Annotated in this window: 15 protein-coding genes; 11 read left to right on the forward strand and 4 right to left on the reverse strand. The window is 67.0% G+C overall.

Going from position 1 to position 15707, the window contains the following annotated elements; genetic code table 11:
* Positions 1–59 precede the first annotated feature (59 nt).
* Genes AC1MFL_RS14890 through AC1MFL_RS14900 form a run of 3 tightly spaced genes read left to right on the forward strand, consistent with a single transcriptional unit; the run spans position 60 to position 3713 of the window.
* Positions 60–989, forward strand: coding sequence for an ABC transporter permease (locus tag AC1MFL_RS14890; RefSeq protein WP_479810676.1), 930 nt, complete (start codon positions 60–62; stop codon positions 987–989).
* Positions 979–1971, forward strand: a complete 993-nt coding sequence (locus AC1MFL_RS14895; RefSeq protein WP_479810678.1) for an ABC transporter permease — start codon at positions 979–981, stop codon at positions 1969–1971. Before AC1MFL_RS14890 ends, AC1MFL_RS14895 begins: the two co-directional genes overlap by 11 nt.
* Positions 1968–3713 (forward strand): ABC transporter ATP-binding protein, encoded by a 1746-nt coding sequence (locus AC1MFL_RS14900; RefSeq protein WP_479810680.1) that lies wholly within the window; start codon positions 1968–1970, stop codon positions 3711–3713. Before AC1MFL_RS14895 ends, AC1MFL_RS14900 begins: the two co-directional genes overlap by 4 nt.
* A gap of 133 nt (positions 3714–3846) precedes the next feature.
* Here AC1MFL_RS14900 and AC1MFL_RS14905 read toward each other — a convergent pair whose 3' ends face one another.
* Positions 3847–4743 (reverse strand): SGNH/GDSL hydrolase family protein, encoded by an 897-nt coding sequence (locus tag AC1MFL_RS14905; RefSeq protein ID WP_479810682.1) that lies wholly within the window; start codon positions 4741–4743, stop codon positions 3847–3849.
* A gap of 269 nt (positions 4744–5012) precedes the next feature.
* On the opposite strand from AC1MFL_RS14905, the gene typA reads away from it, so the two are divergent.
* From typA to AC1MFL_RS14920, 3 genes are all read left to right on the forward strand, one after another.
* Positions 5013–6941: a translational GTPase TypA gene (gene typA / locus AC1MFL_RS14910; protein WP_301224858.1), complete on the forward strand. Its 1929-nt coding sequence runs from the start codon at positions 5013–5015 to the stop codon at positions 6939–6941.
* Between the two features lie 34 nt (positions 6942–6975).
* Entirely contained in the window at positions 6976–7353 is a 378-nt protein-coding gene (locus AC1MFL_RS14915) for a hypothetical protein (protein WP_479810684.1), read from the forward strand.
* 355 nt (positions 7354–7708) lie between these two features.
* Positions 7709–8518, forward strand: a complete 810-nt coding sequence (locus AC1MFL_RS14920) for a type IV toxin-antitoxin system AbiEi family antitoxin domain-containing protein (protein WP_479810686.1) — start codon at positions 7709–7711, stop codon at positions 8516–8518.
* Between the two features lie 255 nt (positions 8519–8773).
* Here AC1MFL_RS14920 and AC1MFL_RS14925 read toward each other — a convergent pair whose 3' ends face one another.
* Positions 8774–9043, reverse strand: a complete 270-nt coding sequence (locus AC1MFL_RS14925; protein ID WP_479810688.1) for a putative acetyltransferase — start codon at positions 9041–9043, stop codon at positions 8774–8776.
* A gap of 167 nt (positions 9044–9210) precedes the next feature.
* On the opposite strand from AC1MFL_RS14925, the gene fdxA reads away from it, so the two are divergent.
* The 5 genes from fdxA to AC1MFL_RS14950 all read left to right on the forward strand — a co-directional run bounded on the left by fdxA (position 9211) and on the right by AC1MFL_RS14950 (position 13743).
* A complete protein-coding gene (gene fdxA, locus AC1MFL_RS14930; RefSeq protein ID WP_226762298.1) occupies positions 9211–9537 on the forward strand; it encodes a ferredoxin in 327 nt (108 codons plus the stop codon).
* Positions 9538–9548: 11 nt separating this feature from the next.
* Positions 9549–10697: a succinyldiaminopimelate transaminase gene (gene dapC / locus AC1MFL_RS14935; RefSeq protein WP_479810690.1), complete on the forward strand. Its 1149-nt coding sequence runs from the start codon at positions 9549–9551 to the stop codon at positions 10695–10697.
* 229 nt (positions 10698–10926) lie between these two features.
* On the forward strand, positions 10927–12210 hold the full coding sequence (locus AC1MFL_RS14940; RefSeq protein WP_479810692.1) for a citrate synthase: 1284 nt from the start codon (positions 10927–10929) through the stop codon (positions 12208–12210).
* A 225-nt stretch (positions 12211–12435) separates the two neighbouring features.
* On the forward strand, positions 12436–13074 hold the full coding sequence (locus tag AC1MFL_RS14945) for a TetR/AcrR family transcriptional regulator (RefSeq protein ID WP_479810694.1): 639 nt from the start codon (positions 12436–12438) through the stop codon (positions 13072–13074).
* Positions 13075–13131: 57 nt separating this feature from the next.
* Entirely contained in the window at positions 13132–13743 is a 612-nt protein-coding gene (locus AC1MFL_RS14950) for a hypothetical protein (protein ID WP_479810696.1), read from the forward strand.
* Positions 13744–13746: 3 nt separating this feature from the next.
* Here the strand turns inward: AC1MFL_RS14950 and AC1MFL_RS14955 are convergent, their stop codons facing one another.
* Positions 13747–14598 (reverse strand): hypothetical protein, encoded by an 852-nt coding sequence (locus AC1MFL_RS14955; protein ID WP_479810698.1) that lies wholly within the window; start codon positions 14596–14598, stop codon positions 13747–13749.
* 68 nt (positions 14599–14666) lie between these two features.
* Positions 14667–15677 carry a 2,3,4,5-tetrahydropyridine-2,6-dicarboxylate N-succinyltransferase gene (gene dapD / locus AC1MFL_RS14960; RefSeq protein ID WP_479810700.1) on the reverse strand — a complete coding sequence of 337 codons (1011 nt, stop codon included), beginning with the start codon at positions 15675–15677 and terminating at the stop codon, positions 14667–14669.
* Between the last annotated feature and the right edge of the window lie 30 nt (positions 15678–15707).

Genomic DNA, 15707 nt, shown 5'->3' on the forward strand with positions numbered 1-15707 from the left:
ATGAACAACTCCACCGCATCCCTGGACAGGATGGCCGCTTCCGGGGGTGTCGTCCGCTCATGACGACCTACATCCTCAAGCGATTCCTCCAGCTGATTCCCGTATTCCTGGGCGCAACCCTGCTCGTCTACTTCCTGGTCTTCAGCCTCCCGGGCGACCCCATCGTGGCACTCTTCGGCGACAAGCCGGTCAACGAGGCCGTGGCGTCCCAGCTCCGGGCCCAGTACCACCTGGACCAGCCGTTCTGGGTCCAGTACCTGCTCTACCTGAAGAGCATCTTCACCTTTGACCTCGGCCAGGACTTCTCCGGCCGCCCGATCGCCGCAGTGCTCGGCGAGGTCTTCCCGGTCACGGCCCGGCTCGCGATCATGGCCCTGATCTTTGAAGCCTTCTTCGGCATCCTCTTCGGCCTCATCGCCGGTCTGCGCAAGGGCAAGCTGTTCGACGCGACGGTCCTTGTGGCATCGCTCATTGTCATCGGCATCCCGATCTTCGTGCTCGGCTTCCTGCTGCAGTACTTCATCGGCGTCCAGCTCGGCTGGGCCAAACCCACGGTCAGCCCGGCCGCGACCGTGCAGGACCTGATCCTGCCGGCAATCGTCCTGGGCCTGGGCTCCTTTGCCTATGTCCTCCGGCTGACCCGGACCAGCGTGCTGGAGAACATGAGCGCCGACTATGTGCGCACCGCCTCGGCCAAGGGCCTGTCCCGTTTCAAGGTTGTCCGCGTGCACATTCTGCGCAACTCCCTGATCCCCGTCATCACGTTCCTCGGCGCGGACCTGGGCGCCCTGATGGGCGGCGCGATCGTCACCGAAGGCATCTTCAACATCCCTGGGGTCGGCAACCGGCTCTACCGGGCCGTCCTGTCAGGGGAAGGCCCGACGGTGGTCTCGATCGTCACCGTCCTGGTGCTGATCTACTGCCTTTCCAACCTGCTCGTTGACCTGCTGTACGCCTGGCTTGACCCGAGGATCCGCTATGACTCCTGATGAGAACACTTCAAAGCACAGCGCCGCCGCTCTCGTGGAGCGCCACAATGAGCATTTTGTTGCAGACCTCGCCGAGACGCCCCTCCAGGCGACTGACCGCGTCAAGGAGGACAAGGCACCCCTGAGCCTCAGGGGGGAGGCCTGGCGGAATCTGCGCAAGCAGCCGCTGTTCCTGATATCGGCTGTCCTGATCCTCTTTGTGGCGGCAGTGTCGCTGTTCCCGGGGCTGTTCTCCGGGATCGATCCCACATCCGAGGCTTGCCAGCTGGCGAACTCGGACGCGGGACCTGCCGACGGCCATCCGCTGGGCTTCACCCAGCAGGGCTGCGACGTCTATGCGCGCGTTATCTTCGGGACACGTTCCTCGGTGACGGTGGGCCTGTTCACCACCCTCGGCGTACTCCTCATCGGCGGCGTCATGGGTGCCGTGGCCGGCTACTACGGCGGCTGGGTGGACGCCGTCCTGGCGCGCATCAACGACATCTTCTTTGCACTGCCGCTGATTCTTGGCGCCATTGTGCTGATGCAGCTGCCGATGTTCCGCGCCAACCGGACGGTCTGGACCCTGGTGGTGATCCTGGTGACCTTCGGCTGGCCGCAGATCGCCCGCATTACCCGCGGTGCTGTGATCGAGGTCCGCAATGCTGACTTCGTCACCGCCGCCCGGTCGCTGGGTGTCTCCAAGTTCGGCGCCCTCATGCGCCACGTCATGCCGAACTCGCTGGCCCCGATCATCGTCGTCGCCACGATTTCGCTTGGCACGTTCATCGTGGCCGAGTCCACGCTGTCCTTCCTCGGCATCGGCCTGCCGCCCAGCGTGATGTCGTGGGGCAATGACATCCAGGCAGCGCAGGCCTCGCTCCGGTCCAACCCGATGCCGCTGCTCTACCCTGCCATCGCGCTGTCCATCACCGTCCTGAGCTTCATCATGCTGGGCGACGCCCTGCGTGATGCCCTCGATCCCAAAGCGCGCAAGCGATGAAAGGGGACACCTTGAACATCTCTGTTGAAATCCAGGAAGCTGACGTCCAGGAAGCGGGCTTTGCCGCTGTGCGCCCGCTGCTTGAAATCAAGGATCTGGCGATCACCTTCGCCACCAGCAATGGCGACGTCCAGGCCGTGCGGAACGCGCACCTGACCATCATGCCGGGCGAGACGGTGGCCATCGTGGGCGAGTCCGGTTCGGGCAAGTCGACGACGGCGCTGGCCGCCATCGGGCTGCTTCCGGGCAACGGCCGCGTCTCGGCCGGTCAGATCCTGTTTGATGGCGAAGACATCGCCAATGCCGGGGAGAAGCGGATGATCGAACTCCGCGGCAACAGCATCGGCATGGTCCCGCAGGACCCGATGTCCAACCTGAACCCGGTATGGAAAATCGGCGACCAGGTCAAGGAGACGCTGAAGGCCAACGGGCTTCCCAGCGGCCGGGACGACGTCGCCACGGTCTTGTCCCAGGCAGGGCTGCCTGACGCCGCCCGGCGGGCCAAGCAGTACCCGCATGAGTTCTCCGGCGGCATGCGCCAGCGGGCGCTGATCGCCATCGGGCTGTCCTGCCAGCCGCGCCTGCTGATCGCCGATGAGCCGACATCGGCCCTGGACGTCACCGTTCAGCGGCAGATCCTCGACCACCTCGACAAGATGACCACCGAGCTCGGCACAGCCGTGCTGCTGATCACCCACGACCTCGGCCTGGCCGCCGAGCGCGCGGACAAGGTCGTCGTCATGTACCGCGGGCAGGTGGTGGAGTCGGGGCCGTCCCTGGAGCTGCTGCAGAACCCGCAGCACCCCTACACCCAGCGCCTGGTGGCCTCGGCGCCGTCGCTGGCATCCCGACGCATCCAGGTTGCCAAGGAACTGGGCGTCGAATCGGACGAGCTGCTGGCCCCCGGCGAGGCTACAGCCGCCGGACCGGCGGTGGCTGAAGACGTACTGCAGATCCAGAACCTGAGCAAGGTCTTCAAGCTGCGCTCCGGGTTCGGCAAGTCGACGGACTTCAGCGCCGTCGACGACGTCTCCTTCAGCGTCAAGCGGGGGACCACGACGGCGATCGTGGGGGAGTCGGGTTCCGGCAAGTCCACCGTGGCGCAGATGGTCCTTAACCTCCTGACGCCCACCTCCGGCAAGATCATCTTCGACGGCGTTGACACCTCGACGCTGAACAGCAAGGAGATCTTCGCTTTCCGACGCCGGGTGCAGCCGATCTTCCAGGACCCCTACGGCTCCCTGGACCCGATGTACAACATCTTCCGGACCATCGAGGAGCCGCTGCGGACCCACAAGATCGGGGACAAAGCCAGCCGCGAGAAGAAGGTCCGCGAACTGCTGGACCAGGTGTCGCTGCCGCAGTCCACCATGCAGCGGTACCCGAACGAGCTCTCGGGCGGCCAGCGCCAGCGCGTCGCGATCGCGCGGGCCCTCGCACTGGATCCCGAGGTGATCATCTGCGATGAGGCCGTGTCCGCCCTGGATGTCCTGGTGCAGGCGCAGGTGCTGAACCTGCTCGCGGAACTGCAGTCCCGGTTGGGCCTGACCTATCTGTTCATCACCCACGACCTCGCGGTGGTCCGGCAAATCGCCGACCACGTGTGCGTCATGGAGCAGGGCAAGCTGGTGGAAACGGGTTCCACCGACGACGTCTTCGACGCGCCGCAGCAGGAGTACACCAAGGCGCTGCTCAACGCCATCCCGGGTGCGCGCCTGATGCTGCCCCCGGAAGTTGCCTGAGCCGTCTGGACTGAACTGAAAGACACATGAGCCGGTGTCCGCCCCTCCGGGCGGGCGCCGGCTCCTGTCGATTAAGGAACTTGGGCGGCCAGCCTCTTAGCGAACTTGGGCGGTCAGGGAACGAGGCCGGCGCTCAGGGGGTTGCCGCGGACTCCGCCGGCACGGGCACCGGAGTCCGGAGGCCGAGTTCGTCCAGCTTCCGGGCCAGCAGGGCGGCCAGGGCGGCGTGGCCCCCGGGACTCATGTGGACGCCGTCGGCCATGGATTGCGACAGGTCGTAGCGCGTGAGCCAGTCGCCGACGCTGACAAAGGAAATGGAATTCCTGGCCGCCACCGTGCCCAGCAGGGCGTCGACCTCGGAACGGCGCCCGCCCCCGTTGCCGGCGCCGCGGGCGAGGGTCCCGACCATGGCCAACCGCGCCGCGGGGTAGCGCTGCCGGACGCTGGCGATCAGCCGCTCGGCGTTCCCTGAGATCTGCTGGTCGGTTGCGCCGCGGGCGGCGTCGTTGCCGCCGCCCTCGATCACAACCAGGGGCGGCGAACCGTAGGGGAGCAGCCAGTCGCCGCGCTGCAGGGCGTCCGGATAATTGCCGGTGGTGCCGTTGGAAGCCACGAAGCCGGTGCCGCCCCGGCCGCAGAAGTGGACCTTGTAGCCCAGGCTTGCCAGGGCTGTGCGGGGCCAGGAACCAGCGGGCTCGGACTGGGAATCGCCGATCAGCACAGCCGTCCCCGCGATATCCGCCACGACCACCTCGTTGCGGCCGTTGGCAGGATTCCGGTAAATGGTGCCCGCGGGCATGCCTGCCGTTGCGGTCCCCTGGGCGAGTTTCCTGGTGCCGTTGGAGCCTGCAGCCAGAGGCTCGCCGGGAGCCCCGGCAGGCGCAGGAACGCTCTGGCCGTAGAGACCGTAAAGGGGGGATTCCCCGGCGCCGTCGGCGGGGGTGGAAGGGGCCTGCCCGCAGCCGGCAACCAGGATGCCTACGGCGATCATCGGTGCGGCCAAGCGGGACAGAGCCGGGGCGTATCGCATGGATGTCTCCGGGTTGGCTGCTGCTGTCCCAGCAATGATGGGGCATGAAGGCCGTAAAATCCAGTGATTTTACTCACGCCCGCGGCCAGATCTCCCGCGCTGACTGCCCGGGCCGGTATGCCGGGATTGAGGGATTTTAGGCCAATAAATGCCCTTGCGTTTAGAATGGATGAAGGTGCCCTGTGCCAAAGGGGCGTAACCGTCGTGCGTTCCGGTTGGAAATGTCGCGATACAACAGCTGACTTCACCACTGAATCGAGCAATAACGCATGTCTGAAACCACCACCAACACCGCGGTAGCCACTGCATCGCGCAGTGACCTGCGCAACGTCGCGATCGTGGCCCACGTTGACCACGGCAAGACCACTCTGGTCGACGCCATGCTCAAGCAGACCAACTCCTTTGCCGCGCACAACCACCTCGAAGACCGGGTCATGGACTCCGGCGACCTCGAGCGCGAAAAGGGCATTACCATCCTGGCCAAGAACACCACCGTGGCCTACAACGGACCGTCCTCCAAGGGCGAGACCATCACCATCAACGTCATCGACACCCCCGGCCACGCCGACTTCGGTGGCGAGGTCGAGCGCGGCCTGTCGATGGTCGACGGCGTCGTCCTCCTCGTTGACGCCTCTGAGGGCCCGCTGCCCCAGACCCGCTTCGTCCTTCGTAAGGCCCTCGCCGCCCACCTGCCGGTGATCCTCCTGGTCAACAAGACCGACCGTCCCGACGCCCGGATCGACGAAGTCGTCCACGAGTCCATGGACCTGCTCCTGGGCCTGGCCTCCGACCTGGCCGACGAAGTTCCGGACCTCGACCTGGACAAGATCCTCAACGTCCCGGTTGTCTACGCCGCCGCCAAGGTTGGCCGTGCGTCCCTCGAGCAGCCCGCCGACGGTTCGGCTCCCGAGAACGAGGACCTCGAGCCGCTGTTCCAGGCCATCATCGAGCACATCCCGGCTCCGACCTACAACCCGAACGGTGTCCTCCAGGCGCACGTCACCAACCTGGACGCCTCCCCGTTCCTCGGCCGCCTGGCGCTGCTGCGTATCTACAACGGCACCCTGCGCAAGGGCCAGACCGTTGCCTGGGCCCGCGCCAACGGTGAACTCAAGAACGTCAAGATCACCGAACTGCTGGCCACCAAGGCGCTGGACCGCGTTCCGACCGAGTCCGCCGGCCCCGGCGAGATTGTCGCCGTCGCCGGCATCGAGGACATCACCATTGGTGAGACCCTGACTGACGTCGACAACCCGCAGCCGCTGCCGCTGATCACCGTCGACGATCCGGCCATCTCCATGACCATCGGTATCAACACCTCGCCGCTGGCCGGCCGGGTTAAGGGTGCCAAGGTCACGGCCCGCCAGGTCAAGGACCGCCTGGACAAGGAACTGATCGGTAACGTCTCCATCAAGGTGCTCCCGACCGAGCGTCCGGATGCCTGGGAAGTCCAGGGACGTGGCGAGCTCGCGCTGGCCATCCTGGTCGAGCAGATGCGACGCGAAGGCTTCGAGCTGACCGTCGGCAAGCCGCAGGTTGTCACCAAGCTCGTCGACGGCAAGGTCCACGAGCCGATGGAGCACATGACCATCGACGTGCCGGAAGAGTACCTCGGCGCCGTCACGCAGCTCATGGCTGCCCGCAAGGGCCGCATGACCAACATGGCGAACCACGGCACCGGCTGGTGCCGCATGGAGTTCATCGTTCCGGCCCGTGGCCTGATCGGTTTCCGCACCAAGTTCCTCACGGACACCCGCGGCGCCGGCATCGCAGCGTCCATCTCCGAGGGCTACGAGCCCTGGGCCGGCCCGATCGAATACCGCACCAACGGTTCGATGATCGCCGACCGCGCCGGTGTTGTGACGCCGTTCGCCATGATCAACCTGCAGGAACGCGGATCCTTCTTCGTCCGCCCCACCTCCGAGGTCTACGAGGGCCAGATCGTCGGCGAGAACTCCCGCGCCGATGACATGGACGTCAACATCACCAAGGAAAAGAAGCTCACCAACATGCGTGCCGCTTCGTCCGACACCTTCGAGAACCTGACGCCCCCGCGCGACCTGACCCTCGAAGAGTCCCTCGAATTCGCCCGCGAAGACGAGTGTGTCGAGGTCACCCCGGAATCCATCCGGATCCGGAAGCTCATCCTCGACGTCAACCAGCGCGCCAAGTCCAACCGCGCCCGCGCGAAGGTCTAGTTTCCGCGTTCTGCGCTGAAACAACGGATTATTTGTGAATAAGAGAGCTGCCGGCATGGCAGGCGGTATTGCCGCCGCCGTGCCGGCAGCTCTTTTTGCTGCCCTCGCGGGCACGATGCTGCACGGGCAGGACATCCTGGTCGCAGGCGTCGACGTGCCATGGGGTGCCGCCGCCGCGCTGGTTCTGCTGGGGGCCGTGGAGTTGTGGCTCGGCGCCGCGTTCCGCTCGGCGCTTCCGACGGCGGCCTGCGGCGCCCTCTGCTATGCGCTGGCGGGCTGGTGGTCCACGATGGGGAACGGCAAGCGGCTCATCATCGGCGACCTGGCCGGGAACCTCTGGATCTACGGCATCGCGGTGGTCACCGTCGGCATGCTGGCCTGGTGCCGGCGCTACCGCCCGCTCCGCACCTGAGCCCCCGCAGGCGTGCCCGCTGACACCCCCGCAGGCAGTCCCGCTGTCACCCCCGCACCACCCCACCCGCCCGCCCCGGGGGACATGCCCATTCTTGGAGGCCGCGGGTGGGCATAACGGCACTATGTCCAATCTCTGCACCCTGCGGGGGACATGCCCATTCCCGCTCCCCCCGCAGCCGGGGACATGTCCATCCTTAGCGCTCCGCCCGGGGACATGCGCATTGCCGGCAGCGGGGGAGCAACCCCGGACGCGGAGCGTGTCCTCCAAGAGGCCGGTCCACCGGGCCTGTCCTTGTGCACATAGCGGGGCGGGGCCCTGTTCCTTTCTGAGCCTCCGGCGCCACGATGTCCGCATGGTCAATCTCACCGAAGTACTGTCCAACTACGACGGCGTTGCCCGCGCCAAACACCTCGCTGCCGCCGGCGTCTCGGACTTCCAGCTCAAGTCCGCCCTCGCCTCGGGGGCGGTTTCCCGGGTGGCCCGCGGCGTCTACGCTGTCCCCGGCGCCGATGCCCGGCTCATAGCCATCCGGTCGCTGCCGGCGGAGCCAGCATGTGCCACGGCGGCGCAGTTCCAGGGCCTCTGGGTCCTGGAACCGCCCGGGCAACCCCATATTGCCGTCCCGCACAGCCGCAGCTATCCAGGCTTCATTTGCCACCGGTCCGCGGCACCGCCCGCCCTGCTGGACACCGTTGTGCAAAGCCTGCGCTGCCTGCCCGAACTCGACGGCCTGGTGATTGCCGAATCCGCCGTCGTCCTCAAGAGCCTGTCACTCACGGCCCTACGGCAGCGGCTGTCCGGCCGCAATGATGTGAGGGCGCGCCGGATGGCGGCCCGGATCGTGCCGCAATCGCAGTCCATCATCGAGTGCATGGCCCGGTACTGGCTGCGGAGGGCCGGTTTTCATGTGGAGTCCCAGGTCAACATCCCCGGCATGGGCCACCTCGATCTCATGGTCGACGGCAGGCTCGGCATCGAGACGGACGGTGCAGGCTTCCACATGGACCGGGCTAGCTTTGAGGAGGACCGGCGGCGCTGGAACGTGACAACCCGGCGCGGCATCCCCATCCTTGTTGTCAGCTACTCCCTGCTCCTGAACCGGCCCGAGGAGTTCATCGCCATGGTCCGCGAAGCACTGAACGGGCTCTCTGTTGCCGCCTAGCACTGGGCATGGCCTCCGGCTACTGCTTGTCGGCCGCCGGAAATGTCCGTCGTTCACAGCCCCCGCTGGACATGGCCGCCGTCCGGCGCCGGGACTTCAGGGACATGCCCCACGCATCCGGCCGCCGATGGACATAGTGGCTCTATGTTCATCGGTGCAGGCCAAGGGAGGGCATGTCCACTCGGCGGGCGGGTCGGTGCAGGCCAAGGGAGGGCATGTCCCCCCGGTGGCACTGGGCCTGGCGGCGGGGGCACCTCAGGGGAGGGCATGTCCCCCGGGGAGCGCGGGGCCGCGGGGAGCGCGGCGGGGCGGGGCCGGCGGGACCTGCTTGGCGGCCACCACCAGCGCCAGCGGGACCACGACGTCGGAGCGGCGGGTGCGGATGGTGCAGCCGCCGTCGGTGCGTGCCACCAGCTCACCCAGGGCGTCCGTCAGGCCGCCCTCCACCCGGTACCTGACAACCACCCGGGTTCCCAGATCGGCGGCGGCAAGGAACTGCTGGGGCAAACTCGTCGGGGAACTCACACGTTCATACTAGGTCCGGTAGATTCAATAGTGCGGACCCGTGTGACGCCCGGCTAGGTTCGCGGGAACGGCCCGGGAGATAATAGGCTCAGAAGTCAGCAGCCCGGCGCTCAGGCCGGGAGCAGCTTTCCGGCGGTCGCCGGAACCAACGTGGAGAGGCCAGGGACGTGACGTACGTAATCGCGCAGCCGTGTGTAGATGTCAAGGACAAGGCATGTATTGAAGAGTGCCCCGTCGATTGCATCTATGAGGGTGAGCGTTCCCTGTACATCCACCCCGACGAGTGCGTGGACTGCGGTGCCTGCGAGCCTGTCTGCCCCGTCGAAGCCATCTACTACGAGGATGACACTCCCGAGGAATGGGCCGACTACTACAAGGCCAACGTTGAATTTTTCGACGACCTGGGGTCCCCGGGCGGGGCCGCCAAGGTCGGCAACACCCACACGGACCACCCGATGATCGCCGCCCTGCCGCCGCAGAACCAAGAGAGCTAAGGCGGACATCGGTGACATCTGCGCTGCGCAGCTTCGGCCTCAGCCTGCCCGACTACCCGTGGGAGGCCCTGGCGCCGTACATTGCCAGGGCAGCCGAACACCCCGGGGGAGTGGCCAACCTGTCGATCGGGACTCCGGTGGACGCCACCCCCGAAGTGGTTCAGGAGGCGCTGCGCTCGGCAGCGAACGCCCCCGGCTACCCTACGGTCCACGGCACGGCCGGACTCCGGGAAGCGATCGCCGCGTGGTTTGAACGCCGCCGCGGCGTGCCGGGGCTGGACCCGCAGGACATCATGCCCACCGTGGGGTCCAAGGAGCTCGTGGCCTGGCTCCCGTTCCTGCTCGGCCTCAAGGCTGGCGACGTCGTCGTCCGTCCCACCGTCGCCTACCCCACCTATGACATCGGCGCCACGTTCGCCGGCGCTGAGCATGTCGCCGCGGACAATCTCGATGAGCTCGACGCCGCCACCCGCGCCAGGGTGCGCCTGGTCTGGGTCAACTCCCCGGCCAACCCCACTGGAAGCGTCCGCGACGCCGAATCGCTCCGCGGGATCGTCCGGCAGGCCCGCGCGCTCGGCGCCGTGGTGGCTTCGGATGAGTGCTACGCCGAACTGGGGTGGGGCGAATGGGACGTCCAGCGAGGGGGAGCCCCGGTGCCCAGCATCCTGGACCCACAGGTCGCGGAAGGCTCCCATGAAGGCCTGCTGGCCGTGTACTCCCTGAGCAAGCAGTCGAACCTGGCCGGTTACCGTGCCGCTTTTGTGGCCGGTGACCCCGCCATCATGGCGAACCTGGTCAACAGCCGCAAGCACGCGGGCATGATCGTTCCCTACCCGGTCCAGGAAGCCATGCGGGTCGCCCTCGGCGACGATGCGCACGTCCAGGCGCAGAAGGACCTCTACCGGGGGCGCCGGGAACGGATCGTGCCGGCGCTCGAGCGCTTTGGGCTGACCATCCACGAATCCCGGGCAGGGCTCTACCTCTGGGCCACCGCGGGCGAAGCCACCTGGGACACGGTTGGACGGCTCGCGGACCGCGGGATCGTCGTCGGCCCGGGGGTTTTCTACGGCGACGCCGGCAACGGATTCATCCGCGTCGCGCTGACGGCAAGCGATGAGCGGATCGACGCCGCCGCCTCGCGTCTGGCCGCCGGCCCGTAACAATGCTGTGACACGTGCCACAACTGGCGCGTTCTGGCGGGTTCCGGATGGCCTCGGATTAGTGCCACCCGGAAACTGCCGGTAGTTTTTAACTGACTATCAATGGTGGCTTTCCACAAGAAGGCAGCGCAGCCGTTGGAATCCGTGTCCAAAACAGGTTCCGTGGGCGGCTTCACCAAAAGTTGGACCAGCTTTCTACAGAGGCCCCCGAGGCCTCAGAGGAGACTCCATGACTGAGACCACCAGCGCAACCCTGCGCCATGCCGGCGGCGAGCTCGAACTCCCGCGCATCAAGGTTGTAGAAGGAAACGAAGGCTACGACGTTTCCAAGCTGCTGAAGCAGACCGGTGCCGTTGCTTTCGACCCCGGCTTCATGAACACCGCAGCAACCACTTCCGCCATCACCTACATCGACGGCGACGCCGGTATCCTCCGGTACCGCGGATACCCGATCGAGCAGCTCGCCAAGCACTCAAGCTTCCTTGAAGTTTCGTATCTGCTGATCTACGGCAACCTGCCGACCACCACCGAACTGGAAGCATTTGACCAGCGGATCCGCCACCACACCCTGCTGCATGAAGAGCTGAAAGGCTTCTTCAGCGGCTTCCCGCGCGACGCCCACCCGATGCCGGTGCTGTCCTCGGCCGTGTCCGCGCTCTCCACGTTCTACCAGGACTCGCTGGACCCCTTCAACGCCGAACAGGTTGAGGTCTCAACCTACCGGCTGCTGGCGAAGATGCCGGTCATTGCGGCGTACGCCCTGAAGAAGAGCATCGGCCAGCCGATGCTCTACCCGGACAACTCCCACAACCTCGTGGAGAACTTCCTGCGTCTGAGCTTCGGCCTGCCCGCCGAGCAGTACGAGGTGGACCCGGTCGTTGCCAAGGCGCTGGACCTGCTCCTGATCCTGCACGCCGACCACGAGCAGAACTGCTCGACCTCCACGGTCCGGCTGGTCGGCTCCTCCAACGCCAACCTCTTCGCCTCGGTCTCGGCCGGCATCAACGCCCTCTTCGGCCCCGCCCACGGCGGCGCCAACGAGGCAGTGCTGAAGATGCTGCGCCAGATCCAGGCCGACGGCACCAAGCCCGAGGACTACATGGAGAAGGTCAAGAACAAGGAAGACGGCGTCCGCCTGATGGGCTTCGGACACCGTGTCTACAAGAACTACGACCCGCGCGCCAAGATCGTGAAGGCCACGGCCCACGAGATCCTCACGAAGCTCGGCGGTAACGACGAACTCCTGGAGATCGCCCTGCGCCTCGAAGAGAAGGCCTTGAATGATGACTACTTCATCCAGCGCAAGCTCTACCCGAACGTGGACTTCTACACCGGCCTGATCTACAAGGCCATGGGCTTCCCGGAGAAGATGTTCACCGTGCTCTTCGCGATTGGGCGCCTGCCGGGCTGGATCGCCCAGTGGCGTGAAATGATCAGCGACCCCAACACCAAGATCGGCCGCCCGCGGCAGCTGTACATCGGCGAGCCGGAGCGCAACTACCCCTCGGTGTAATACCCGGGGCATGACCCAGCAGTACGACGCCGGCCGCGCACCCCTCGGGGTGCGCGGCCGGCGTCTTTTGCATTCCGGGGCCGGGCCGGGGCCGGGCCGGGGCCGGCCGGGCCGGGCCGGCCCGGGTGCGGCTCCGGTGGGCGGGGGCCGCCCCTGACCCAGGCGGGACGATCCCGGACGGTGTGGCCCGACGTCGTCCGCGCACATCCGTGCTAAAACAGACTAATGCCCAAATTTGTCGACGCCGCACTGCGGCGCCAGGAAGTGGTCGAAGCGGTCTTCCGGATCGTCGCAGCGGACGGGCTGGAACGGGCCTCGCTCCGCGAAGTCGCGGACGAGGCGGAACTGGCGGTCGGGTCGGTCCGGCACTACTTCGCCAGCAGCGACGAACTCCTGACGCATTCCTTCGGGGTCGTTGTGGACCGGATCGTCAGCCGGCTGACGGCGGCCGACGAGCGCCTCGCGGAGGCGCGGCCCGGGACCCCGGAACACCACCAGGGCGTGTTAACCCTGCTGGGCGAGTTTCTTCCGCTGGATCAGGAACGCGCCGTTGACGCCTGCGTCTGGATGGCGTTCAAAAACGCCGCCAGGACCAAACCGTTCCTGGCCCCGGAAGCCGACCGGAGCCACCGCGCCGTCGCCGCGATCGTCGGGCGGCTCGTGATGGAAGTTGCCTCGGCGGCAAACACAGACGCGGCCATGGACCAGCAGCGGCTGGTCACGGAGGCGGAGCGGCTGCTGGCCACCCTGGACGGGCTCACCATGCACGCACTGCTGCAGCCCGAATGGATGACCGCGCAGATGTGCACCGACGTGCTGGAGTCCCATCTCACCGGACTGGTCAGCTACACCGGCGGGCATTAACGTGCGTTAACTTGAGGAATAGACTGGAAACGTACGTCTTGCCAAGGAGGCAATCGGATGCACCACACAGGCGGGCCGGGCTGGCGAATCACCATGGACACTTCGGGTCCCATGCTCATTGCACTTTATGTTCGCGACGCCGCCGGCCTTGACAGCGCGGGGCACCCTGCGCTCTGCCAGGCGGCACCGAAGATCCGGGCAGCGGACCACACCCACCTCATCGCGGAGGTTGGCGGGCTGAGCGCGCTCAAGACGGAATGGGAAGCCTGGTGGGAACAGCTCCTGAAGGCCCATCCCGAGATGTCCCCGGAACTGGGGCCGCCCGGCTTCCGCGCCTTCGGTAATTCCCCTGCCCTCCGCCGTGTGCTGCAGGCGCATTTCGGCGCGGCGCTGTCCTGGGCACGGGAGCGCCGCGGCGAGTACGTTGCCCTTGAGGCGGAGCGCGAAGCCGCCGGCGGGGTGCAGTTGCTGCAGGACATGGTTGAGGACCGGCTGCTTGAGGTGGGCCGCGCCGCCAACGACTTCACCCTGACCATCGTTGAACTGCCCCTTGCCGAGCCGCGGGCCTGGTACCTGGAGCCGGATAAAATCATCATGAGCACCGAGCTGCTGTCCCAGCCGGAACTGTTCCGCAGCTACGTGAAGCCCGTGGTGGACCTGCTGGTCTGAGCTCTACGGCTTCGGTGCCTCGGCGACCGTGACCCTGACCTGTCCCGCCGGTACCTCGGCGGACTGCCAGCCGTTGCGGGCCTGGCGCGACCAGCTACGGCCCTCCGCCTGGACTTCCGTGATGGAGAGGGCCTTGGCGTTGGCAACCGCCCACTGCGCCACGGCCCAGGCCTGGGTCCCCTCGGCGTCCAGCAGGAGTGTGCGGCCCTCGGTGGAGGCCGGGAGGCCGCCGAAGGCCGCGGCCAGACGCTCCTGCACGGCAGCCGTGTCGCCCGCGGCGTCCGGGTCCCGCAGCGAGCAGTCGAGTCCCGCGGGGGTCTGGCCGGTCAGCGACGAGGCGAAGGCGCGGGCCATCACCTCGTGCTGGGCGTAGGCGTCAGGATAGGCGGAGCGCTGGACCGTCTGCGCGGCCACGGTGATGTCGAGTGTCTCGTAGCCGGGGACCTTCGCGAGGGCATCGTAGAAGGCATTGGTCGCGTGGTACGGATCCATCACCTGCTCCAGTGTCCCCCAGCCCTGGGAGGGGCGCTGCTGGAAGAGCCCGCGGGAGTCCGGCCCCGCCTGGTCGCCGTGGCCGATATTGCGGAGTTTGGATTCCTGCATGGCCGTGGCCAGTGCGATGCTTGCCGCCCGGGCCGGGAGCCCCCGGCGGACGGCGACGGCGGTGATCAGGCCGGCGTTGGCGGCCTGGTCCGTGGCGAGGTCCGCGCTGCCGCCGCCCGCGGCCGTGCAGTGTTCGGTGATGAGGACCTCGGACCGCTGCACGAAGGCCATCGCGGTGAAGGTTCCGCCCGCGACCATGGCCAGGGTCAGGAGCAGCACGAATCGACGGCGCAAACTGCCTCTGCGTGCCACGAAACTACTCCCTCGGGCCCTTTCCGGGCCGGTACATTCTGCAAACGCCTGGCGTTCCGCACCCAACCTTAGTTGGCGTGCAGGGCCTCGTTGAGTTCCACGGTCTGCCCCTGACGCGGGAGGACCTCCACTTCACCGGTGGAGGAGTTGCGCCGGAAGAGCAGGTTGGGGACGCCGGAGAGCTCCACGGCCTTTACGACCTGGCTGGTGTCCTTGCCGTCGGCGTCCTTGGCGCCGACGACGCGCACGCGGGTTCCTGCCGTGACGTAAAGCCCGGCCTCGACGACGGAATCGTCGCCGATGCTGATGCCCACGCCCGAGTTGGCGCCCAGCAGCACCCGCTTGCCCAGGGAGATCTTTTCCTTGCCGCCACCGGAGAGAGTCCCCATGATCGACGCGCCGCCGCCGACGTCGGAGCCGTCACCGGCGACCACACCGGCCGAGATGCGGCCTTCCACCATGGACGTGCCAAGCGTGCCGGCGTTGAAATTCACAAAGCCCTCGTGCATGACCGTGGTGCCCTCGGCCAGGTGCGCGCCGAGTCGGACCCGGTCGGCGTCGGCGATGCGCACACCGGAGGGAATGACGTAGTCGACCATGCGGGGGAACTTGTCCACGCCAAAGACAGTGACGGCGCCGCGCTTGCGCAACCGGGCCCGGGTCAGTTCGAAGCCCTCGACGGCGGCGGGCCCGAAGTTGGTCCACACCACGTTGGGGAGATTGCCGAAGATGCCGTCCAGATTGATGCTGTTTGGCTGCACCAGCCGGTGCGAGAGCAGGTGCAGGCGCAGGTAGGCGTCGGCAGTGTCCGCCGGGGCCTCGTCGAGGTGGATCTGGACGAACACGACCTTCTGCTCGGTGCCGCGGTCGGGATCGGCCCCTGTCTCGGCGATGTCCAGCAGCGACTGGTCCGCGTTGGCGACGTCGCGGAGGCGGTCTGTGGCCGTTCCGAGGGCCGGAGCCGGGAACCAGACGTCCAGGACGGTGCCTTCACCGCTGCCGGTGGCGATCGTGGCGACGCCGTAACCATAGGCGGAGCGGGCGTCTGCGGGCACAGCGGAAGAAGCGGTTTCAGTCATGCCCCAAGTCTATAGACGGCACATGCCCTC

The organism is Arthrobacter sp. BG3, from assembly GCF_056680185.1.

What these genes read in the sequence shown, in the direction of transcription:
- AC1MFL_RS14900 (WP_479810680.1), top strand. Translation starts at nt 1,968, where the DNA reads ATGAAAGGGGACACCTTGAACATCTCTGTTGAAATCCAGGAAGCTGAC.
- AC1MFL_RS14905 (WP_479810682.1), bottom strand. Translation starts at nt 4,743, where the DNA reads ATGCGATACGCCCCGGCTCTGTCCCGCTTGGCCGCACCGATGATCGCC.
- AC1MFL_RS14890 (WP_479810676.1), top strand. Translation starts at nt 60, where the DNA reads ATGACGACCTACATCCTCAAGCGATTCCTCCAGCTGATTCCCGTATTC.
- AC1MFL_RS14940 (WP_479810692.1), top strand. Translation starts at nt 10,927, where the DNA reads ATGACTGAGACCACCAGCGCAACCCTGCGCCATGCCGGCGGCGAGCTC.
- AC1MFL_RS14895 (WP_479810678.1), top strand. Translation starts at nt 979, where the DNA reads ATGACTCCTGATGAGAACACTTCAAAGCACAGCGCCGCCGCTCTCGTG.
- typA (WP_301224858.1), top strand. Translation starts at nt 5,013, where the DNA reads ATGTCTGAAACCACCACCAACACCGCGGTAGCCACTGCATCGCGCAGT.
- AC1MFL_RS14950 (WP_479810696.1), top strand. Translation starts at nt 13,132, where the DNA reads ATGCACCACACAGGCGGGCCGGGCTGGCGAATCACCATGGACACTTCG.
- dapD (WP_479810700.1), bottom strand. Translation starts at nt 15,677, where the DNA reads ATGACTGAAACCGCTTCTTCCGCTGTGCCCGCAGACGCCCGCTCCGCC.
- AC1MFL_RS14945 (WP_479810694.1), top strand. Translation starts at nt 12,436, where the DNA reads ATGCCCAAATTTGTCGACGCCGCACTGCGGCGCCAGGAAGTGGTCGAA.
- AC1MFL_RS14920 (WP_479810686.1), top strand. Translation starts at nt 7,709, where the DNA reads ATGGTCAATCTCACCGAAGTACTGTCCAACTACGACGGCGTTGCCCGC.